This window comes from Planococcus sp. ISL-109, assembly GCF_018613655.1.
Lineage (GTDB): Bacteria > Bacillota > Bacilli > Bacillales_A > Planococcaceae > Planococcus.
Genome location: NZ_JAGGPW010000004.1, coordinates 976,132 through 997,642, shown reverse-complemented (window position 1 = coordinate 997,642; position 21,511 = coordinate 976,132). Strand labels below are relative to the sequence as shown.

The window sequence follows — 21,511 nt, the reverse complement described above, 5'->3', positions numbered from 1 at the left end:
AGGAACATATGGAAACCAAACACCCTTTTATGCCGATTATTATCGGTACAGATATGAATGCATACAATATGGCCATTTCATTTCATGAAGCATACGGCATCAAGCCGATTTTGATCGGAAAAGAACCGTTATCATTTACTGAAATGAGCTCGATTACAGAAACGATTGAACTAAACAAACAATTGTCTGAACCTGTCCATTTTGCTAATATATTGATTGAAATAGCAGAAAAATACAGAGCACCGGGGAAAACTTTGCTGCTCGTCGGCACGAATGATTTATATGTTCGCCTGATTATCGAAAACGCGAAAGTGTTGCGTGAGCATTACGTCTTTAACTATCCGACAGAAGCGCTCATGAACCAATTGCAGATGAAAGCGAATTTCTACGAATTGTGCGCTCAGCACGGCATTGATACACCGACCACTTATTTTTATGATTGCAGCCAAGATGCACCGTTCGATGACAGCGATATGATGTACCCGGTCGTCGTCAAACCGAGCGATGGCATCGAATACAGCCGCAATAAATTCGTCGGCCAGGAGAAAGTCTATAAAGTCGATAGCCCGAAAGAGTTGTTTGAAGTCGTCCGAAAAATTAAAGCGAGCGGCTACCGCGATGAATTGATCATTCAGGATTTCATCCCTGGTGATGATACATATATGTGGGATTCTGTAATATATGCCAATTCTCAAGGCAAGACGCAGCTGGTGACTTATGCTCAAGTCGTCCTGCAAGAACATACTGTAACTGCAATCGGCAATTACACAGCGCTCATCACGCGCTTCGACAAGGACATGATGCTGAAATTGCAGCATTTCCTCGAAGCGGTCGGTTATACCGGATTTGCCAATTTCGACCTGAAATACGATGCGCGCGATAAGAAGTTCAAAGTATTCGAAGTGAACATCCGCCAAGGACGCTCGAGTTATTATGTGACGGCGCTCGGCCATAATATGGCGGAGTATTTGGTTGGTGACTTGATTTTTCAAGCGGACAAGCCGATTACTTACTTGAACGAAGACTTTCTGTTCACAGTCGTCCCGAAGGTGGTCTTGCGCAATTTCGTCGATAACCAAGCGGTCCAAAAAGACATTAAGCGCTTGATCAAAGAAAAGAAATACGGCAATCCATTATTCTATAAAAAAGATACGCATATGAAACGCAAGCTGTATCTTTTTGCACGCCAAGTGAATTATTATAAAAAATACAAAAACAATCAATGGTAACTTTACACAGCCTTAACACCAGCTTCACAATCGGGTGCTATTCTTTAAAAGAACCCCCTTCAACCGCATGATCTGAAAAAGAGTCCCTCCCCGGACTCTTTTTTTCATTTTCCTGAAACTATTCTACAATCACACCGTATATACAGTTATAAAAGATTTAAGGGGGAAAACAACATGAGTACGAAACGTATATTAGCCATCATCGGGCTTTCGGTATTCGGTATTTTATTATTGGTCGCAGTTATGACGTCCTGGTATACCGTAGATGAGTCGGAACAGGCGGTCATCATTACATTCGGCGAGGCAGGGGAACCAGTGACCGAATCGGGCCTTCATTTCAAAATACCATGGCCGATCCAAAAAGCCGAAGTGATGTCGAAAGAAACCTATAGTTTGCAATTCGGCTATGACCAAAATGAAGAAGGCGAAATCACTACATACGACAAGGAAACGAAAATGATCACAGGTGATGAAAACATCGTCTTGACGGATCTGGTCGTCCAGTGGAAAATCACCGATCCGAAAAAATACTTGTTCAATGCAGAAGATCCGCGCGACATGCTTCATGACGCGACAACTGCTTCGATCCGTTCTATTATCGGAAGCTCCTTGATCGACGATGCCTTGACTGCCGGGAAAGCGGAAATTGAAGCAGAAACGCGTGATCTTTTGTCATCGCTGATCGAGGAATATGATATCGGCATTTCGGTATTAGCTGTAAAGCTGCAAGATGTGGAATTGCCGAATGAAGAAGTGCGAGCAGCGTTTACGAACGTGACGGACGCACGTGAAACGATGAATACGAAAATCAACGAGGCCAATAAATACGAAAACGAGAAACGCAATGGAGCATTGGGTGAGAAATCCGCCATCAATTCACGCGCAGAAGCGAAAAAAGTGGAGCGTGTCGAGCAAGCCCGCGGAGATGTAGCGGTCTTTGACAAGCTTTATGCAGAATATGAAGGCAATCCCGAAGTGACGAAACAGCGCCTCATTATGGAAACTTTGGAGTCGGTGCTGCCGAATGCCAAGCTTTATATCATGAACGACGATGAAGGAACGATGAAATATTTGCCGCTCGGTGAAATGCAGACTGCAATTCCACCAGCAGTGGAAGAAGAAGAAGAAGGAGGCGGCAACTAATGGATCCAAAACAGCCATTCGGCAATTCCAATACGACGGATATATTCGGAAATAGAAATCGCACGAAAAAGCCAAGAGAGCCGAAAGATCCGATCGATTACCGAAAATACTGGAAACAGATCGTAATCTCCACTCTTCTGTTCGTCGCACTTTTAATCGTCCTGACGAATACCTATATCGTGAAAGAAAACGAATACCGCATCGTCCGCCAGTTCGGGGAAGTCGTCAAAGTCCAGGAAGATCCCGGAATCAAAATGAAGGTCCCGTTCATCCAGAGCATTACGACGATTCCGAAATACCAGATGATTTATGATGTTACGGAAGCGGAAATCAACACAAAAGACAAAAAACGCATTCTGATCGATAATTATGCTGTTTGGCGTGTGACAAATCCACTGAGCATGATTTCAAATGCAGGCACAATCGTCAATGCCGAATCGCGCATGGAGGAATTCATTTATTCGGTTGTCCGGACTGAACTAGGCCAGCTGAATTACGATGAAATCATCAACGACGAGAATTCCTCACGCGGTAGCTTGAACGACACCGTGACAGAACGGGTTAATGAACTGCTCTCAACTGACGAATACGGAATTGAAGTCGTCGATGTCCGGATGAAACGGACCGACTTGCCTTCAGAAAACGAACAAGCCGTATTCACTCGGATGATTTCGGAGCGGGATTCGACAGCTCAGGATTACCTATCGCAAGGCGATGCACGTAAACTTGAAATTGAAGCGCAAGCAGACCGGGAAGCCCAGGAATTGATTGCAACCGCCCGGAAAGAAGCAGCTTTGATACAAGCGGACGGGGAAGCGGAAGCGGCACAGATTTACAATGAATCATTCTCGAAAGATCCTGAATTCTATGAGCTGTATCGCTCACTCGAGTCGTATTCGAAAACGATCGGCGAAGATACAGTCATCATTATGCCATCTGATTCACCTTACGCAAGACTGTTATCCGGAAATCTTGAATAATGGTTAGAGCCGTCATTTCTCTTCTTTTTGCCTGCGTGGTAAAATAAAGGGAATGACGGCTTTTTTTTATGGAAAGGGGTAATTTTGTGTCGAAGAAAATATTATTGCTCGATGGCAATAGCTTGGCTTACCGCGCATTTTTCGCGCTGCCGCTACTTACCAACGATAACGGTGTCCATACAAACGCAGTGTACGGCTTTACAATGATGCTGCAAAAACTATTGGAGGAAGAAAAGCCGACACATATGATGGTGGCATTCGATGCCGGCAAAACCACATTCCGAAACGAAACTTTTAAAGAATATAAAGGCGGCAGACAAAAGACTCCGCCGGAACTGTCTGAGCAATTCCCGTATTTGCGGAAGTTGCTTTCAGCATACAAAATCAAACAATACGAACTTGATAATTACGAAGCGGACGATATTATCGGCACGCTCAGTCTGCAAGCGGAACAAGCCGGAGATCAAGTAGTCGTCGTGTCTGGCGACAAGGATTTGACACAGCTCGCTTCCGATTCGACGGTTGTTTATATTACCCGCAAAGGCATCACGGATATTGAAAAATATACTGTGGGGCATATTCAGGAGAAATACGGATTGATGCCCCTTCAGATCATTGACATGAAAGGGCTGATGGGCGATTCCTCCGACAATATTCCAGGCGTTCCCGGTGTCGGAGAGAAAACAGCCTTGAAATTGCTGGCGAAATACCATTCCGTAGAAGGCGTTTACGAGGCGATCGATGATCAAAAAGGCAAAATGAAGGAAAAGCTAGTTGAAAGCGAAGAACTTGCACACCTTTCGAAAAAGCTGGCCACCATCGAGCGGCAGGCGCCAGTGGAAGTATCGATTGATGAGCTGGACTATGCTGGACCTGACCACGACGAACTGGTACGCATTTGGAATGAGTTGGCGTTCAAATCGTTGCTCGAAAAGTTGGATTATACGGCAGAAGAAACGGAAAAAGAAGAGCTGCATTTTGAAGTTCTCCAAACAGTCGACGCAGGGGTACTAGAAGACGACATGGCGGTCCACCTGGAATTGTACGATGAGCACTACCATAGCTGTGAGTTGCTGGGCGTCTCGCTCGCTTCCGACAAAGCGACCTACGTCATCCCGATGGAGGTCGTGGCGGAATCCGAAGCATTCAGAAAATGGCTGGAGAACGATTCGACGAAAAAATACATGTCCGATTCCAAAGCGGCGACAGCGGCATTCTTGCGCAATGGCATCAAGATCGCCGGCGTTGACTTTGATTTAATGCTCGGAGCGTATATCGTCAACCCGTCGTTAAAATATACAGACTTGGCGGATATCGTCCGGGAGTATGGCTATTCGGATGTGTCTACAAACGAGCAAGTATACGGCAAAGGGGCCAAGAAAAAAGTGCCGGAAGCTAGTATCTTGCAAGAGCACATGGCGAGAAAAGCCAGAGCGATCTTTAATGTCCGCCCAGTCGTAGTCAAAAAACTGGAAGAAAACGAACAGTTTGACCTATACGATAAGTTGGAGCTGCCACTGGCAAAAGTGCTTGGCCAGATGGAGTCGCTCGGCGTTAAAGTGGACCGCGAACAATTGGCTGAGATGGGCGTGGAGTTGAAGCGCAAACTCGGAATGATCGAGCAGGAGATTTTTGCACTTGCCGGACAAGAGTTCAATATCAATTCGCCGAAACAGCTCGGCGTCATTTTGTTCGAGCAGCTCGGTTTGCCGACCATCAAAAAGACGAAAACCGGCTACTCGACGGCAGCGGATGTGCTCGAAAAGTTGGAAGGCAAGCACGAGATCATCCATCACATTCTCATGTACCGCCAGCTCGGAAAATTGCTGTCGACGTATATTGAAGGTTTAATCAAGGAAATCCATGAAGACGGCAAGATCCATACGCGTTTCCAGCAGGCATTGACGACGACCGGTCGCCTTAGTTCGACAAACCCGAACTTACAGAACATCCCGGTGCGCCTCGAGGAAGGCCGCAAAATCCGTAAAGCCTTTGTTCCATCAGAACCTGGATGGGTTATGGTCGCAGCCGATTATTCGCAAATCGAGCTACGGGTGCTGGCGCATATGTCGAAAGATGAAAACTTGATCGAAGCGTTTCAGTCGGATATGGATATCCATACGAAGACGGCGAGCGATGTGTTCAACGTCTCTCTTGAGGAAGTGACATCTGATATGCGCCGCGCCGCCAAAGCGGTCAACTTCGGCATCATCTATGGCATCAGCGATTACGGGTTGTCACAAAACTTGAACATCACCCGGAAAGAAGCAGCCGACTTTATCGAGAAATATTTGGCGAGTTTCCCAGGTGTTCAAGGGTATATGTCCTCAATCGTCGATCAGGCGAAAAAAGACGGTTTTGTCACGACATTGATGAACCGCCGCCGTTATTTACCGGACATCAACAGCTCGAACTTCAATTTGCGCAGCTTCGCGGAACGCACGGCAATGAACACGCCGATTCAAGGAAGTGCAGCCGATGTCATCAAACAAGCGATGATCGAAATGGATGCCGCTCTTGAGCGGGAAGGCTTGAAATCAAAGATGCTGCTGCAAGTGCACGATGAGCTCATTTTCGAGGCACCTCCCGAAGAACTCGAGAGATTAATGGAATTGGTGCCAGAGGTCATGGAGTCAGCGGTGGAACTCAATGTTCCGTTAAAAGTGGATATCGCGACAGGTGACACTTGGTACGATACGAAATAAGGAGGAATGACTGATGCCGGAACTTCCGGAAGTTGAAGGGGTGGTCCGGCAAATCCGCCCCGTATCAATCGGCAAACGCATTGTCTCTGTCGATGTGTCCGATACGATTCGCCAGTCGAAGCAGTCTGGCAAAGAAGCCATTTTAAAACGCATTGAGCCGGATGATTTTGAACAGCGTCTGTCAGGCGCGCAAATACTCGCTGTGGAGCGGCGCAGTAAATATATTTACATGACGCTGAAAAAAGAACAGGAATTCCTGCTGGTGAACCATTTGGGGATGTCCGGGGCTTGGTTTTTCGTCGATAGCTTGCTGGCGATTCCGGAAGCCAAGTTCAGGCGTCACGTCCATGTGGTGCTGACTTTAGACGATGGCAATTTATTGGCATTTTCCGATATCCGGCGCTTTGGTGAAATGCGTGTTCTTGCTACTGAATCGGATTTTCCGCCGCTGCTGTTAATGGCGCCGGAGCCTTTTGACGCAGACGCGCCCGAATGGTTTTTGCAGCAGTCAGAGAGCCCAAGATTTTGCAACAAGCCGATCAAGGAAGTCATCATGGACGGTACTGTCATATCGGGCTGCGGCAATATTTATGCGACAGAAGTGCTGTTCCGCATGAAAATCCATCCGAAACGCGCAGCGAGCCGCATCAGCCGCAAGCGGAAAATTGAATTGTTCGAAGCGATTGCCGCCATTTTGCTCGAAAGCATCGAAGCAGGCGGCAGCACTATCTCGGATTACCGCAACATCAATGGCGAATCCGGGAGCATGCAAGACCGCTTTGGCATGTACGGCAAAAAACAATGCACCGTGTGCGGAACCGAGACAAAAACAGTGAAAATCGCAAGCCGGGCATCTGTGTATTGCCCCGCTTGCCAGAAATGAGGAGAAGCGATGATCATCGGACTCACCGGCAGCATTGCGAGCGGTAAAAGCACCGTCTCGCAAATGCTCCAAGAGTTAGGGTATCCGGTCGTTGATGCGGATCTCGTCGCCAGACAAGTCGTCGAGCCGCGTTCGGAAACTTTGCGTAAAATCGAAGAGGCTTTCGGTCCGGAAGTAATCCGTGAAAACGGATCGATGGACCGTGAAAAAGTCGGTGCAATCATCTTCAACAATCCGGCAAGCCGCAAAAAATTGAATGACATCATCCATCCGGCCATTCGCGCTGAAATGCTTAAACAGCGCCAAGCTTATTTGGATGCCGGCTTTAAAACCGTTGTCATGGACATCCCCTTGTTATTTGAAAGCAAGCTGCAACATATGGTCGACAAAATCCTTGTCGTCAGTGTGACGGAACAGGAACAATTAAGGCGTCTTGTCGACCGCAATAACTTCACCGAAAAAGAAGCGCGTGCACGCATTGCCTCCCAATTGCCGATGAGTGTCAAAGAGGCGGGAGCGGACGAGGTGCTGGACAATAACGGCACGGTGGAAGAAACTAAACGCCAGTTGATGCGCATATTGGCCAATTGGCAGACATACGCATAAAAAAGTAGGTGCTTTCTTCAGTTTTCAGGTTCTCTAAAGAGGGTATTGTGTTATACTATATATCGAATTGAAAAATATAAGTATGACTTATTTAATTGGAGGACAAATACATGACAGTTTCGATTGCAATTAACGGGTTTGGCCGCATTGGCCGTATGGTTTTCAGACAGGCGGTTTTGATGGATGATGTAACAATTGTGGCGGTCAATGCCAGTTATCCGGCGGCAACGCTCGCTCATTTGATTAAGTATGACACAAACCATGGCACATTCTCCGGTGAAGTGAAAGCGGAAGAAAATGCGTTGGTGGTAAACGGTAAGCATATTCAATTGGTTAGTGAACGTGATCCGTTGAAACTCCCATGGAAAGAAATGGGCGTTGATATTGTCATTGAAGCAACAGGGAATTTCAACTCTCGCGACAAAGCGGCTCTTCATCTAGAAGCAGGAGCAAAAAAGGTCATACTTACAGCTCCGGGAAAAAATGAGGATGTCACAATCGTTATGGGTGTCAATGAGGATAAATTGGATATCGAGAAACACGACATCATCTCCAATGCCAGCTGCACGACAAACTGTCTCGCACCTGTCGCAAAAGTTTTGAATGACGCATTCGGAATCGAAAACGGTTTGATGACGACAGTCCATGCTTATACGAACGACCAAAAGAATTTGGACAACCCTCATAAGGATCTGCGCCGTGCGCGTTCTTGTGCACAGTCGATCATTCCAACTTCTACGGGTGCCGCTAAAGCTTTGTCATTGGTGATTCCGGAACTTAAAGGGAAATTGCACGGCCTGGCGCTTCGTGTGCCGACACCTAATGTTTCTTTAGTCGATTTGGTCGTTGATGTTCAACAGGACGTAACAGTGGAAGAAGTGAACCAAGCGTTCATCGATGCTTCTGAAGGCGCGCTTGCTGGAATTTTGGATTTGACAATGGAGCCGCTTGTGTCGGTCGACTTCAATACAAACCCGAAATCTGCAATCGTGGATGGCTTGACTACCATGGTAATGGGCGACCGCAAAGTGAAAGTGCTCGCTTGGTATGATAACGAATGGGGCTATTCAGCACGCGTGGTCGACTTGATGAAAAAAGTGGCGAATTCTATGGCTGTCGCTTCCAAATAAGCAAAAAAGATTCCGCTTTTCTTCTTATTGAAAAGCGGATTTTTTTTATGAGGTCTTATTAGAAAAAATGGATTGTATAGCATTTATTTATTGCAATTCAGAAACATTCATCATATACTATAAATCGTAGCAAAAAATAGCTACCACTTCTCAATTCTATATACTTGTAGAGCAAGGAATTAGGAGCGTATATTATTATTCTTTGACTGCTTAAAGGGTTAGGACCTCTCTGGACTAACTTTCCCCCGTGGTAGTCAACTTTGAATATTTTGCGCAAAACCAAAATGTTATCAAAGGGGGAAACGAACCATGGAAACTATGGGACGTCATGTAATTGCAGAACTTTGGCAGTGTGATTTTGACAAATTGAACGATATGGAATATATCGAAAAGACTTTTGTTGATGCAGCACTCAAATCAGGTGCGGAAATCCGCGAAGTCGCTTTTCATAAATTTGCACCACAAGGTGTCAGCGGCGTAGTGATCATTTCTGAATCGCATTTGACCATTCACAGCTTCCCGGAACACGGGTACGCAAGTGTGGATGTATTCACCTGCGGAGATCTCGATCCAACGATTGCGGCCAATTACATCGCACAAGCTTTGGATTCAAAGCAAAGCGAATTAACGGAAATACCGCGTGGCATGGGTCCGGTTGCAGCCGGAATGACAAAAGTGTCATTAACCGTATAATTAACACCAATAAAGCAAAACACGAGCAGGGGAGAATATCCTCTGCTTTTTTTAATGTTCCGGCAAGAATTTTGTTATACTGTTACTACTAGATAGAGAATTTTTGGGGAGATGTCTGCCATGAAATGTCCAGCTTGCCAGCATAACGGCACCCGCGTTGTCGATTCGCGGCCAATAGATGAAATGAAATCGATCCGCCGGCGCCGTGAATGCGAAGCTTGCGGATACCGCTTCACAACATTTGAAAAAGTAGAAGAAATGCCGTTGATCGTCGTCAAAAAAGACGGGTCGCGGGAAGAGTTCAGCCGGGAGAAAGTGCTGCGCGGATTGATCCGTGCTTGTGAAAAGCGTCCCGTGTCGCTGGATATTCTAGAAAGTGTTGTCTTTGATATTGAAAAAGAATTGCGCAGAAGCGGCAATCCGGAAGTGAAATCGGAAGAAGTCGGCGAATTGGTCATGAACCGTTTGGCGGATATTGACGAAGTCGCATACGTCCGCTTTGCCTCGGTCTACCGGCAGTTTAAAGATATCACGGTCTTTATTGACGAACTGAAAGAACTGCTTGACCGCAATCCTGGGAAAAACGACAGCAAATAAGGCGGTGACAACATGACTTTATATAATGAACTTCAGCCCGCCGACCTTTACCGGATCCGCATGCCGTATCCGTTCTCCAATTATGATCGCCAATTGCTGACGCTGTTGTATCAGCCGATGATCGGTTCAGCTGCCGTCTCTCTTTATTTGACGCTATGGGCGGAATGTGAGGCGCGCGGAGAGGATTCGACCCATTACACGTTGATGAATACGCTTGGCACACCGGTCAAAACGATATTCGAATCGCGCATTCAACTTGAAGCGATCGGTTTATTGAAAACATACCGGAAAGATGAAGAAGAACGTTCGTTCATTTACGAGCTATGTCCGCCGCTCAATCCTAAAACCTTTTTTGCCGACCCGCTGTTGTCGATGTTCCTCTTCAGCAAAATCGGTGAGTCTGCATATCGGCGGGTTCGTGATCGTTTCATCATCCAGACGCCTGTTGCGTCCAATTACGAGGAAGTGTCGAGAACATTCACGGATATTTTTCAGCCTGTCCATGCAAAAAGCGGATATCCTGCAGATGACAAAGAGCTCGAGTCCCGCATAAACGGCGACTACAAAATGGACGAAGACTTTGATTTTGCGCTCTTGCGTCAAGGCTTGTCTGAACAGCTTGTGCCAAAGCGCGTCTTGACCCCGTCCATCCGCAAATGGATTGGAAAACTTGCTTTCTTATACGGCTTCGGTCCAATGGAAATGCAGAAGGTCGTGCTGCTCGCGATCGAAGACGATTACCGCCTCGATGCGGAAGGGCTGCGAAGAGCGGCTTCTGATTACTACAAGATGACCGTCACGACGACAGCGCCAAAACTCGAACAAATCAAGCAGATAGAGCCGGATGGCGACAAGCAGGATTCAGCACAGCCACCGGCAACAAAAGAAGATGAATTGGTCGCTTATTTGGAGTCGGCTTCACCCATTCAAGTGCTGCGAGATATTGCAGGGGGCAAAGAACCGCTTCCGGCCGATGTGCAATTGGCCAATCAGTTGGTCACCCAGCACGGCATGGAGCCGGCCGTCGTCAATGTGCTGCTGCAATACGTGTTGCTGCGGACAGATATGAAATTGACGAAAGCGTACGTAGAAAAAATTGCTTCCCACTGGCTGCGCAAAAACGTGACGACGGCCAAGCAGGCGATGGACTTTGCGCGCATAGAGCACGGGCAGTATATGAAGTGGAAAAATGAAGCGGGCTCTGCACCGAAAAAAGCGGCGTCATCCGCGCGCAAACCGATCCGTGAAGAAAAGTTGCCGGAATGGTTCCTTAAAAAAGATGAAGTGGAAGAGCCGGTACAAGGCATTCCGAGCGAAAAGCTGGAGCAAGAAAAGCAAAAACTGCTTGCGAAGCTTGCGCTGAAGAAAAGAAAGGGTGATTAGATGGAACCGATTCGTGAAACGATGAAGCGAGTGGTCAATGCGCCCTCTTTTTCTGATCGCTATAATGAGATGAAAAGAGAAGTGCTGGAGCATCCCGGTGTTGTTAAATTCCTGCAAGCGCATGGCGAGGAGATCGATGATGCGATAGTGGAAAAAGGGCTTGGCAAGCTATATGAATATATTGACCAATCGCACGACTGTAATAAATGTCAGGATCTCAGCGGCTGCATCAACCATTTGAAAGGCTTTGAGCCGAATCTTGTGCTGGAGCGCGGGAACATCGGCATTTCCTACACGAAATGCCGCTTGAAAACGGCTTATGACAACAAACGCCACGCCTCTTCACTAATCCACAGCATGTTTATGCCGAAAGAAGTGATGGAAGCGAAGATCGAGAACTTCGAGCTGGATGATCGCAGGCTTCCCGCTTTCCGGGCGGTTGATGAATTTCTTGAAAAAGCGACAGGTCCGGATTCCCTTCCGGAAAAAGGCTTGTATTTATACGGCAAGTTCGGAACCGGAAAATCTTATCTGCTCAGTGCTGTCGCGAATGAACTGGCTGAAATCAATGTCAAGACGGTACTCGTTTTCGTGCCGGAATTTATGCGTGAAATGAAGCAAGCGATCGGCGATCATACGCTGCAGGAAAAAATCGAGTACGTCAAACGAGCCGATGTACTCATGCTTGATGACATCGGCGCCGAAGCGATGTCGAGCTGGACACGCGACGAAGTGCTCGGTACGATTCTTCATTACCGGATGGCGGAGAAATTGCCGACCTTTATGAGTTCGAACTTCAGCTATTCGGAGCTCGCGCATCATTTGACGTATTCCCAGCGCGGTGAAAAAGAAGATTTGAAAGCGGCTCGCATTATGGAGCGAATCGAAGCACTGACCGTTCCCGTTAAACTCGAAGGCGAAAACCGTCGCAACAAGCACTAGAAACTATTGCCTTTTAGATTTTTTCATCGTATAGTAAGAACCATCAATAATGATTTACATGCATTGACAAGGACATGAGCCTTTATGCGCGGCATACAGAGAGGGAAGACACGGCTGAAAGCTTCCCGGCACAGCGTTTTGGTTTACCCCCTTCGAGCAGCGTCTGCGAACTTAAGTAGCATACGACGGAACCGGCCCGTTAGCCGATGCAGAGCTTCATTCCGTACGGGAGAAATCCGTGCAGAAGAGAAGAAGGGTGGAACCACGAACAAAGCTTCGTCCCTTTTGGGATGGGGCTTTTTGTGTGCACAAAAAGAAAAGCGGAAGTGGCCGTTCTGGCTCGACAGGCGTAAGCTGGGTTCCCGAAGCGGCGCTTTTTGCCGCACAGGGAAACTGGCTTAAGACCCGAGAGGCAGGCCACTGGAGCTAGCCACCAAGAAAAGCGGAAGCGTCTGTTCAGCTCCGACAGGCATAAGACGGGTTCCCGAAGCGGCATCTTTTCAACCCCCAAAAAGCAAGCGGCGATTCAGAACCTATGGATCGCCCTATCCACCAGATGACACTAAAAGGAGAGATTGATATGGCAGACATGATTCAATTAACATTTCCAGACGGCGCAGTAAAAGAATTCGCCAAAGGAACAAGCACTGAAGAAATCGCACAGTCGATAAGCCCCGGCCTTCGCAAAAAAGCAGTAGCAGGCAAGCTATCGGGTAATTTGGTTGATTTGAAAGCTCCACTCGAGCAAGACGGCGAGATTGCAATCGTCACACCGGAATCTGAGGAAGCGCTGGAAGTATTGCGCCATAGTTCAGCCCACTTGATGGCACAAGCGGTCAAACGCTTGTACCCGGATGCTAAACTCGGTGTCGGGCCGGTCATTGAAAATGGCTTCTACTATGATATCGATACAGAGTCAGCGATTACTGCTGAAGATCTACCGGTCATCGAGAAGGAAATGAAGAAAATTATCAACGAAAACTTGGACATCGTCCGTGTGGAAGTGTCAAGAAGCGAAGCACAACAACGCTTTGAGGCGATCAATGATCCGTATAAAATCGAGCTTTTGGAAGCGATTCCGGAAGATGATCAGGTGTCGATCTATGAGCAAGGTGAATTTTTCGACCTATGCCGCGGAATCCACGTGCCATCGACTGGCAAATTGAAGGAATTCAAATTGCTGAGTGTCGCGGGTGCCTACTGGCGCGGCGATAGCGACAACAAGATGCTGCAGCGCATTTACGGCACTGCCTTCTTCAAAAAAGAAGATCTGAAAGCGCATCTCGAAATGCTGGAAGAAGCAAAAGAACGTGACCACCGTAAAATCGGCAAGGAGCTCAACTTGTTCATGAATTCCCAAAAAGTCGGCCAAGGCCTCCCAATGTGGCTGCCTAAAGGTGCGACGATTCGCCGCATCATCGAACGCTACATCGTCGATAAAGAAGAACGGATGGGCTATGACCACGTCTACACACCGGTTCTGGGAAGCGTGGAATTGTACAAAACTAGCGGCCACTGGGATCATTACCAGGAAAATATGTTCCCGGTCATGCAGATGGACAATGAAGATTTGGTGCTGCGCCCAATGAACTGCCCGCATCACATGATGATCTTCAAGCAAGGCATCCATTCCTATCGCCAATTGCCGGTCCGCATTGCGGAACTCGGGCTTATGCACCGCTATGAAATGTCCGGCGCGTTGTCTGGCCTTCAGCGTGTGCGCGGCATGACATTGAACGATGCACATTTGTTCGTGCGACCGGACCAGATCAAAGATGAGTTCAAGCGCGTCGTCAATTTGATCATCGAAGTTTACAAGGACTTTGATTTGAAAGATTATTCGTTCCGCGTTTCCTACCGTGATCCGGAAGATAAGGAAAAATATTTTGATGACGACGCGATGTGGAACCGTGCACAATCGATGTTGAAAGAAGCGATGGATGAGCTCGGCCTTGATTATTTCGAAGCAGAAGGCGAAGCGGCATTCTACGGGCCGAAACTCGATGTCCAAGTGAAAACGGCTCTCGGCAAGGAAGAAACTTTATCGACTGTCCAGCTCGATTTCCTGTTGCCGGAGAGATTCGACTTGTCGTATATTGGAGAAGACGGCAAGCAGCACCGTCCGGTCGTCATCCACCGCGGTGTCGTTTCGACAATGGAACGCTTTGTCGCCTTCCTGATCGAAGAATATAAAGGGGCGTTCCCGACTTGGCTCGCGCCGGTGCAAGTGGAAATCATCCCGGTATCGCTCGATGTGCATAGCGAATATGCTAAAGAGCTTCAGGAGAAGATGCTACAGCATAAACTGCGCGTCGATATCGATGAGCGCGATGAAAAACTAGGCTACAAAATCCGTGAAGCCCAAATGCAAAAAGTACCATATATGCTCGTCATCGGTGATAAGGAACTGGAAAGCGGAGCGGTCAATGTCCGCAAATACGGCGAGCAGAACTCGGAAAGCATGCCGTTTGAAGAGTTCCTGAAACTTGTCCAATCTGAACTTCGCTGAAAGGCTTGACAGTTAAATAACTGCATGCTATCCTTACTAAGGTTATAGAATACTTAATATGTGCAAGCAGGAGCGCCCGCTTCTCACCTGATCGACCGATTGTCGGCAGGTAGACACGATTTGACTGTTACACGCTGTTGCGTGTTGTCATACTATGGCGGGCGGACTTCTGAGTCCGCCCGTTTTTTATTTGGATGCCTGTAGACCGGCTCGTTCGGTTCACACATTTAAGTTATTCGCGACACTACCCGGAGGTGGATCATTATTAGCAGAGACAACAATGTAAACGAAGGCATTCGTGCACGTGAATTACGGGTTATTGACCAAAATGGTGAACAGCTCGGCATTAAATCGCGCAATGATGCACTCGAGATTGCAACTCGTGCCAACCTGGACCTAGTGCTTGTGGCTCCTCAAGCTAAGCCACCGGTCGCACGGATCATGGACCATGGTAAGTTCAAGTTTGAGCAGCAAAAGAAAGAGCGCGAAATTCGTAAAAATCAAAAGATCATCAACGTCAAAGAGGTTCGCTTGAGCCCGGGCATCGATGATCATGACTTTAATACGAAGCTCCGCAATGCTATCAAGTTCCTTGAAAAAGGCGACAAAGTGAAAGCTTCAATCCGTTTCAAAGGCCGTGCGATTACGCACAAAGAAATTGGACAACGCGTCCTTGAGCGCTTCGCAGAAGAATGCAAGGAAGTCGCGACGGTCGAACAGCGCCCGAAAATGGAAGGCCGCAGCATGTTCTTGATGCTGAACCCGGTTAACGAAAAGGAATAACAGCATAATTGTTTAGGAGGAACCCGAAATGCCGAAAATGAAAAGCCACAGTGGAGCGTCTAAGCGCTTCAAAAAAACTGGAACTGGTAAAGTAAGACGTCACAGTTCCCACACTAGCCACTTGTTCGCAAACAAATCAACTAAGCAAAAACGTAAGCTTCGCAAAAGCTCAATGGTTTCTGCAGGCGATTTGAAACGCATCAAATCTTTGATCTATAACATGAAGTAAGAAAAGTCAAAGCGCCCGTATAGATTCGACGGGCATAAGACGAAGGGGCGAAGCAGCGCTTTTGCTGCAAAGCCACTTTGGCTTAAGACCCCGAGAATCTGGGCGCTGAGTCTGAACAAGAACAAAAATTCGAATGAACTATTCAGCAGGAGGTAATTGATATGCCACGCGTAAAAGGCGGAACAGTGACGCGCAAGCGTCGTAAAAGAGTATTAAAATTAGCTAAAGGTTTTTATGGTGCGAAACACTTACTATATAAAGTAGCGAACCAGCAGGTCATGAAATCAGGTAACTATGCTTACCGTGACCGTCGCAACAAAAAACGTGATTTCCGCAGATTGTGGATTACACGCATCAACGCAGCAGCTCGTTTGAATGATATTTCATACAGCCGCTTGATGCACGGATTGAAACTTGCCGGCATCGACATCAACCGTAAAATGCTAGCTGAAATCGCTGTAACTGATGCAGTCGCTTTCACAGCTTTGGTTGACCAAGCGAAAAAAGCTTCTAACATCTAATCATTACTAGGCAACACCTAGTTATATTGAAAAGGCCGGCTAATCGCCGGTCTTTTTCTATGCAAGCTGATTTGGAGGAGACGATATGATTATACTGGCATCCTATTTAGCGGCCATGTCCATTTTCGCCTTCATCATGATGTGGGTCGACAAGCGGCAAGCGAAAATGCGCGGACCGCGTATTCCGGAAAAGCGATTATGGCTCGCCGCGTTTCTTGGTGGAGGCATTGGGGCCTATCTCGGCATGATGCTGTTTAGACATAAAACACAGAAAGATATTTTTCGGGTCGGATTTTTCATGTTGGCTTTATTGCAACTGGTAATTCTGGTCTGGGTCGCATATTGAAAAAAAGAGGGAGAAGCCTAGGCTTCTCCCTCTTTTTTCATCAATTGTTCAATCGGGCTTTTCCAGGAAATATCGGCATCCGGGTAATTCATATGAATCTCCTTCTCCAAAAAATGGAAGTCTTCTTTGGTGAAGCCGATCAGTTTATCCGGCGTTTCGGTCCACACAAATATGGACACGACATCGAAAGCATCCTTGGTCGTACCTAAATATTTCTCACCTTCAAATTGCACACCGCGCAGAGCGATAAAGAAGTTTTTCCGGACGTTTCGCACATCGTCGTAGAAATAATAAGTGCTGGACTCAAGTGCTGCATCGAGCTTTCGTTTCGGGTCGAAAATGAATTTCAGGAGACGGTAAAACATATAGATAATCAAGGCGATAATGATCAAGCGGATCAAAAATGGCATCGTTTTGCCCCCTATCAGAATAGTCTTGTGTATAATACGTAACAGAAGCGCTGAAGTTTCAATACTTTTAGGAAAAGGAGCAAGTTTATGAACTTACAAGAGCTATTTTACATGCAGCGCGAACTCGACAAGTATATCCAGTCGAACCGAAATGTCGAAGAGCCGGTATTCCGAAAAAAAGTACTGGCACTTCAAGTAGAGCTGTCGGAGCTCGCGAATGAGACCCGCTGCTTCAAGTTCTGGAGCACAAAAGGACCATCGGACAAAGAAACTTTGCTGGAAGAATACGTCGATTGTATTCATTTTATGTTGTCGCTTGGCATCGAAAAAGGCTTCGACTCGCTGGACGTATGGCCAAGTCCGCTTGCGGAGCAGGATCTGACTGAACTGTTCTTGGCTGCGCATACGAGCGTCGGGCAATTCGTGGAACAGGCTACTATCGAGGAATACCGAAGCTTATGGCGGACATTCGGTGCAATTGCAACAGCACTCGGGTTCAGCTATGATGAAGTACTGCAAGCCTATGTCGAAAAAAACGAAACCAATTACAAACGCCAACAGGAAGGGTATTAAAAGAATTTTTTGATAACATTGGTATTTTCCTATATAATGGAACAGCAATGACTATTTAGGAGGTCGAAATAATGTCGAAATTAGATGAAACACAACAAATGTTGAAAGATCTTACGGATGCGAATGGCATTCCCGGCAATGAACGCCAGTCCCGCGAAGTCATGAAAAAATACATAGCACCTTTTGCCGATTCCGTTGAAACGGATAACTTAGGCAGTTTGATCGCGAAAAAAGAAGGGCTTGCAGACGGTCCTAAAGTGATGGTCGCTGGCCATTTGGATGAAGTCGGATTCATGATTTCCCAAATCGACGACAAAGGTTTCTTGAGATTCCAAACTGTCGGCGGCTGGTGGAACCAAGTGATGCTCGCACAGCGCGTGACGATCACGACAAGAAGCGGCAAGGAAATAACGGGAGTTATCGGCTCGAAGCCGCCGCACATCCTGTCTCCGGAAGCACGCAAAAAACCGGTGGAAATCAAAGATATGTTCATCGATATCGGTGCATCTTCCCGCGAGGAAGCGAAAGAGTGGGGCGTAACGCCAGGCGATATGGTCACGCCGTATTTCGAGTTCACCGTCATGAACAACGACAAATTGTTGATGGCAAAAGCCTGGGATAACCGCATCGGTTGCGCAATCGCCATCGATGTATTGAAAGGTTTGAAAGGCGTCGATCACCCGAATGTCGTATACGGCGTCGGAACGGTTCAGGAAGAAGTCGGCTTGCGCGGCGCGAAAACGGCGACTGCGTTCATCCAACCGGATATCGGCTTTGCAGTGGATGTCGGGATTGCCGGAGATACACCGGGCGTCACGTCAAAAGAATCCAATAGTAAAATGGGCGACGGCCCGCAGATCTTGTTGTTTGATGCATCGATGGTATCCCACCGCGGCTTGCGTGAGTTGGTCATCGATACAGCGGAAGAGTCAGGGATTCCGTATCAGTTCGAAACGATTGCAGGCGGCGGAACAGATGCCGGCTCGATCCATCTGACTGCAAACGGCGTGCCGGCGCTGGCGATTGGTGTAGCGACGCGCTACATCCACTCACACGCAGGCATTCTGAACCGTGATGATTACGAGAATGCAGTGAAATTGATCATTGAAGTGATCAAAAAACTTGACCGTGACACGGTAACGAAAATTACATTCGATTAAGTTGAAAAGCCCGGCGTATGCCGGGCTTTTTATTAATTTATTATTTGGAGATCCGCAAGCACTTTAAGGAGGACGCGGAATGATTTATGAATACGCATTGATTTTTATAGGGGCGGCGATTCCGTGGTTCGAAATCGCGCTCGTCATTCCGCTCGGCATTGTTTGGGGCCTGTCGCCTAGCATGGTGATGTTCGTGGCATTTGTCGGTAATATGCTGACGGTGCTCATACTCATCGTCGGTTTTGACAAATTCCGCGACTGGTATATAAAGCGCCAGCAAGCAAAAGGGAAAGCCAGATCGAAGAAAAGCGAAAGGGCAGTGCGCATCTGGAATAAATACGGCCTTCCTGGGCTGTCGCTTCTCGGGCCAATTTTGATCGGTACGCACATCGCTGCATTCATCGGCATGACGCTCGGTGCGACAAAGCGCAATACAACCGTGTGGATGGTCATCAGCATCGGTGTCTGGACGCTTGTCTTCGGCATAGTCACTGCGCTCGGCTTTGATTTCTTCACAGCATAAATAGCGCCTATGTTATACTGGAGCTATTCTGAAAAAAGTGGTGAACGTTTATGAAACGAATAGAATCCTTGCAAAATTCACTCGTCAAACATTGGAAAAAACTCAGCACGACCCGAAAAGAACGCGACAAATTTGCGGAGTTTCTGCTCGAAGGCTTTCATTTGACGGAAGAGGCATTGAACAAAAAAGAACTTGTCAAAAGCTTGATTGTCCGTGAAGGCACAACGATTCCGGACAATTGGGACATTGAAGGCGTCCCGCTTTATGTGGTGACGGCACAAATCGCAAAAGAAATTGCGGAAACCGAACATACGCAAGGCATTTTCGCCCATTGCGCACAGCCTGAATTTGACTCGGAGCAGCAGGGACAATGGCAGACGCTGCTATTGGTCGATGCCGTTCAAGATCCGGGCAATGTCGGCACGATGATCCGTACTGCAGCTGCGGCTGGAATCGATGCCGTCATTCTCGGAAAAGGATCGGCGGATGCCTACAATCCGAAAACGGTTCGCTCTGCGCAAGGTGCGCATTTCCAGGTGCCGATCGTCAAAGGCGATTTGTTCGACTGGGTCGGAAACTTGAACGGCCGTGGTATTCCAGTATACGGCACGGCGCTTCATCAATCTGTGCCGATGTACGAAGCCGAATCCCAGCAGCAGTTTGCGCTCATCGTCGGCAATGAAGGAAGCGGCGTCGAACCGCAGTTATTGGAGCAGACGACACAGAATTTGATGGTGCCACTTTACGGTCCGGCGGAATCGCTGAACGTTGCTGTAGCGACAGGAATTTTACTTTATAGCCTCGTTCCGAAAACTGGTGTTTGATTAACCGGTGAAAGTTCATTATAATTAAAGAGAAATAATAAATGCGTTGACCGGGAAAAGTACGTTGATATACTGCATCCAAGGAAGTCCGCCCTCGACTGAAAGCGCGGATATGCAGATTCATCAGAAGTTCACCCCGCGAGCTGTCTGACGGGGACCGGCACATTGCCGTAAAGTCGGGCCGGTGAAGAGCCGTTAGTAAATCGAGTGATCGCATACGTGCGATAACTAGGGTGGTACCGCGAATCTATGCCTCGTCCCTTTTTGGGGGCGGGGCTTTTTTATGTTCAAGGAGGAGAGAAAATGGAAGCAAGATTGCAGGAATTGAAAAAAGAAGCGCTCGGGAAAATCGAGACGGCGCACACAGTAAAAGAATTGACCGACGTCCGTGTTGCGTATTTGGGGAAAAAAGGGCCGATTACAGATGTCTTAAAAGGTATGGGCAAATTGCCTGCAGAAGAGCGTCCGAGAATGGGCGCACTCGTCAACGAAGTGCGCGGGGAAGTAACGGAATCTTTGGATGCGCGCATGGTGATTTTGGAAGAGCAGGCGATCAATGAAAAACTGCAGCGGGAAACGATCGATATTTCCTTGCCGGGGCGTCCTGCCAAAACAGGCAATCCGCACCCGTTGACGCGTGTCGTGGAAGAGATCGAGGACTTGTTCCTGTCGATGGGCTACGAAATCGCAGAAGGACCGGAAGTCGAGAAGGATTATTATAACTTCGAAGCGCTCAATTTGCCGAAAGGCCATCCGGCGCGCGATATGCAGGATTCCTTCTATATAACAGAAGACATTTTGCTGCGCACGCATACTTCACCTGTGCAAGCCCGCACGATGGAAGCGAAAGGCGGAGAGCCGATCAAAATCATCTGCCCAGGGAAAGTGTACCGACGCGACAATGATGACGCGACGCATTCCCATCAGTTCACGCAAATCGAAGGGCTCGTTGTCGGAGAAAACATCCGCATGAGCGATTTGAAAGGGACTTTGTCTGTGTTTGCCAAGAAAATGTTCGGCGAAGACCGCGAAATCCGTCTGCGCCCAAGTTTCTTCCCGTTCACGGAGCCTTCTGTTGAAATGGACATTTCCTGCTTTAAATGCGGTGGCGACGGCTGCAACGTGTGCAAAAAGACCGGTTGGATCGAAATTCTCGGCGCGGGCATGGTGCATCCGAACGTGCTGGAAATGGCCGGATATGACTCGAAACGCCTGACAGGATTCGCGTTCGGAATGGGGCCGGAGCGCATCGCGATGCTTAAATACGCCATCGAAGACATCCGCCATTTCTACACGAACGACGTACGCTTCTTAACGCAATTTCAACGAACGGAATTATAAG

22 protein-coding genes and 1 other annotated feature are annotated in these 21,511 nt (G+C 47.7%); of the genes, 21 read left to right on the top strand and 1 reads right to left on the bottom strand.

Going from position 1 to position 21,511, the window contains the following annotated elements; translation table 11 throughout:
* Positions 1 to 8 precede the first annotated feature (8 nt).
* The 16 genes from J7E21_RS06760 (at position 9) to J7E21_RS06685 (ending at position 16,679) form a co-directional block, all read left to right on the top strand.
* Positions 9 to 1,229 (top strand): carboxylate--amine ligase, encoded by a 1,221-nt coding sequence (locus J7E21_RS06760; protein ID WP_215105897.1) that lies wholly within the window; start codon positions 9 to 11, stop codon positions 1,227 to 1,229.
* A 174-nt stretch (positions 1,230 to 1,403) separates the two neighbouring features.
* The gene (hflK, locus tag J7E21_RS06755; protein WP_215105895.1) at positions 1,404 to 2,372 is read left to right on the top strand and encodes an FtsH protease activity modulator HflK; all 969 of its coding nucleotides are present in this window, start codon (positions 1,404 to 1,406) and stop codon (positions 2,370 to 2,372) included.
* Positions 2,372 to 3,352, top strand: coding sequence for a protease modulator HflC (gene hflC / locus J7E21_RS06750; RefSeq protein WP_215105893.1), 981 nt, complete (start codon positions 2,372 to 2,374; stop codon positions 3,350 to 3,352). Before hflK ends, hflC begins: the two co-directional genes overlap by 1 nt.
* A 68-nt stretch (positions 3,353 to 3,420) precedes the next feature.
* Positions 3,421 to 6,057, top strand: a complete 2,637-nt coding sequence (polA, locus tag J7E21_RS06745; protein WP_215105891.1) for a DNA polymerase I — start codon at positions 3,421 to 3,423, stop codon at positions 6,055 to 6,057.
* Between the two features lie 13 nt (positions 6,058 to 6,070).
* Positions 6,071 to 6,940: a bifunctional DNA-formamidopyrimidine glycosylase/DNA-(apurinic or apyrimidinic site) lyase gene (mutM, locus tag J7E21_RS06740; RefSeq protein ID WP_215105889.1), complete on the top strand. Its 870-nt coding sequence runs from the start codon at positions 6,071 to 6,073 to the stop codon at positions 6,938 to 6,940.
* Positions 6,941 to 6,949: 9 nt separating this feature from the next.
* On the top strand, positions 6,950 to 7,546 hold the full coding sequence (coaE, locus tag J7E21_RS06735) for a dephospho-CoA kinase (RefSeq protein ID WP_215105887.1): 597 nt from the start codon (positions 6,950 to 6,952) through the stop codon (positions 7,544 to 7,546).
* Positions 7,547 to 7,656: 110 nt separating this feature from the next.
* Complete coding sequence (locus J7E21_RS06730) at positions 7,657 to 8,676, top strand: glyceraldehyde-3-phosphate dehydrogenase (protein ID WP_215105885.1); 1,020 nt, start codon at positions 7,657 to 7,659, stop codon at positions 8,674 to 8,676.
* Between the two features lie 309 nt (positions 8,677 to 8,985).
* Complete coding sequence (gene speD, locus J7E21_RS06725) at positions 8,986 to 9,369, top strand: adenosylmethionine decarboxylase (RefSeq protein WP_215105883.1); 384 nt, start codon at positions 8,986 to 8,988, stop codon at positions 9,367 to 9,369.
* A gap of 120 nt (positions 9,370 to 9,489) precedes the next feature.
* A complete protein-coding gene (gene nrdR, locus J7E21_RS06720; RefSeq protein WP_215105881.1) occupies positions 9,490 to 9,966 on the top strand; it encodes a transcriptional regulator NrdR in 477 nt (158 codons plus the stop codon).
* Between the two features lie 12 nt (positions 9,967 to 9,978).
* A complete protein-coding gene (locus tag J7E21_RS06715; RefSeq protein WP_215105879.1) occupies positions 9,979 to 11,349 on the top strand; it encodes a replication initiation and membrane attachment family protein in 1,371 nt (456 codons plus the stop codon).
* On the top strand, positions 11,350 to 12,291 hold the full coding sequence (dnaI, locus tag J7E21_RS06710) for a primosomal protein DnaI (protein WP_215105877.1): 942 nt from the start codon (positions 11,350 to 11,352) through the stop codon (positions 12,289 to 12,291).
* Between the two features lie 580 nt (positions 12,292 to 12,871).
* Positions 12,872 to 14,800, top strand: coding sequence for a threonine--tRNA ligase (thrS, locus tag J7E21_RS06705; protein ID WP_215105875.1), 1,929 nt, complete (start codon positions 12,872 to 12,874; stop codon positions 14,798 to 14,800).
* A 261-nt stretch (positions 14,801 to 15,061) separates the two neighbouring features.
* The gene (infC, locus tag J7E21_RS06700) at positions 15,062 to 15,583 is read left to right on the top strand and encodes a translation initiation factor IF-3 (protein WP_215106168.1); all 522 of its coding nucleotides are present in this window, start codon (positions 15,062 to 15,064) and stop codon (positions 15,581 to 15,583) included.
* Positions 15,584 to 15,611: 28 nt separating this feature from the next.
* The gene (rpmI, locus tag J7E21_RS06695; RefSeq protein ID WP_215105873.1) at positions 15,612 to 15,812 is read left to right on the top strand and encodes a 50S ribosomal protein L35; all 201 of its coding nucleotides are present in this window, start codon (positions 15,612 to 15,614) and stop codon (positions 15,810 to 15,812) included.
* A 161-nt stretch (positions 15,813 to 15,973) separates the two neighbouring features.
* Complete coding sequence (rplT, locus tag J7E21_RS06690; protein ID WP_215105871.1) at positions 15,974 to 16,333, top strand: 50S ribosomal protein L20; 360 nt, start codon at positions 15,974 to 15,976, stop codon at positions 16,331 to 16,333.
* An 85-nt stretch (positions 16,334 to 16,418) separates the two neighbouring features.
* The gene (locus J7E21_RS06685; RefSeq protein ID WP_215105869.1) at positions 16,419 to 16,679 is read left to right on the top strand and encodes a DUF1294 domain-containing protein; all 261 of its coding nucleotides are present in this window, start codon (positions 16,419 to 16,421) and stop codon (positions 16,677 to 16,679) included.
* A 17-nt stretch (positions 16,680 to 16,696) separates the two neighbouring features.
* Here J7E21_RS06685 and J7E21_RS06680 read toward each other — a convergent pair whose 3' ends face one another.
* A complete protein-coding gene (locus J7E21_RS06680; protein WP_215105867.1) occupies positions 16,697 to 17,089 on the bottom strand; it encodes a sigma-w pathway protein ysdB in 393 nt (130 codons plus the stop codon).
* Positions 17,090 to 17,176: 87 nt separating this feature from the next.
* Between J7E21_RS06680 and J7E21_RS06675 the strand changes: the two genes are divergently transcribed.
* From J7E21_RS06675 to pheS, 5 genes are all read left to right on the top strand, one after another.
* On the top strand, positions 17,177 to 17,662 hold the full coding sequence (locus J7E21_RS06675; RefSeq protein WP_215105865.1) for a dUTP diphosphatase: 486 nt from the start codon (positions 17,177 to 17,179) through the stop codon (positions 17,660 to 17,662).
* 71 nt (positions 17,663 to 17,733) lie between these two features.
* Positions 17,734 to 18,822: a M42 family metallopeptidase gene (locus J7E21_RS06670; RefSeq protein WP_215105863.1), complete on the top strand. Its 1,089-nt coding sequence runs from the start codon at positions 17,734 to 17,736 to the stop codon at positions 18,820 to 18,822.
* A 79-nt stretch (positions 18,823 to 18,901) separates the two neighbouring features.
* Positions 18,902 to 19,345, top strand: coding sequence for a small multi-drug export protein (locus J7E21_RS06665; RefSeq protein ID WP_215105861.1), 444 nt, complete (start codon positions 18,902 to 18,904; stop codon positions 19,343 to 19,345).
* Positions 19,346 to 19,395: 50 nt separating this feature from the next.
* Positions 19,396 to 20,169, top strand: coding sequence for a TrmH family RNA methyltransferase (locus J7E21_RS06660; RefSeq protein ID WP_215105859.1), 774 nt, complete (start codon positions 19,396 to 19,398; stop codon positions 20,167 to 20,169).
* 37 nt (positions 20,170 to 20,206) lie between these two features.
* Positions 20,207 to 20,434: a binding site (T-box leader), on the top strand.
* Positions 20,435 to 20,472: 38 nt separating this feature from the next.
* Positions 20,473 to 21,510, top strand: a complete 1,038-nt coding sequence (gene pheS / locus J7E21_RS06655) for a phenylalanine--tRNA ligase subunit alpha (protein WP_215105857.1) — start codon at positions 20,473 to 20,475, stop codon at positions 21,508 to 21,510.
* The last annotated feature ends 1 nt before the right edge of the window (position 21,511 follow it).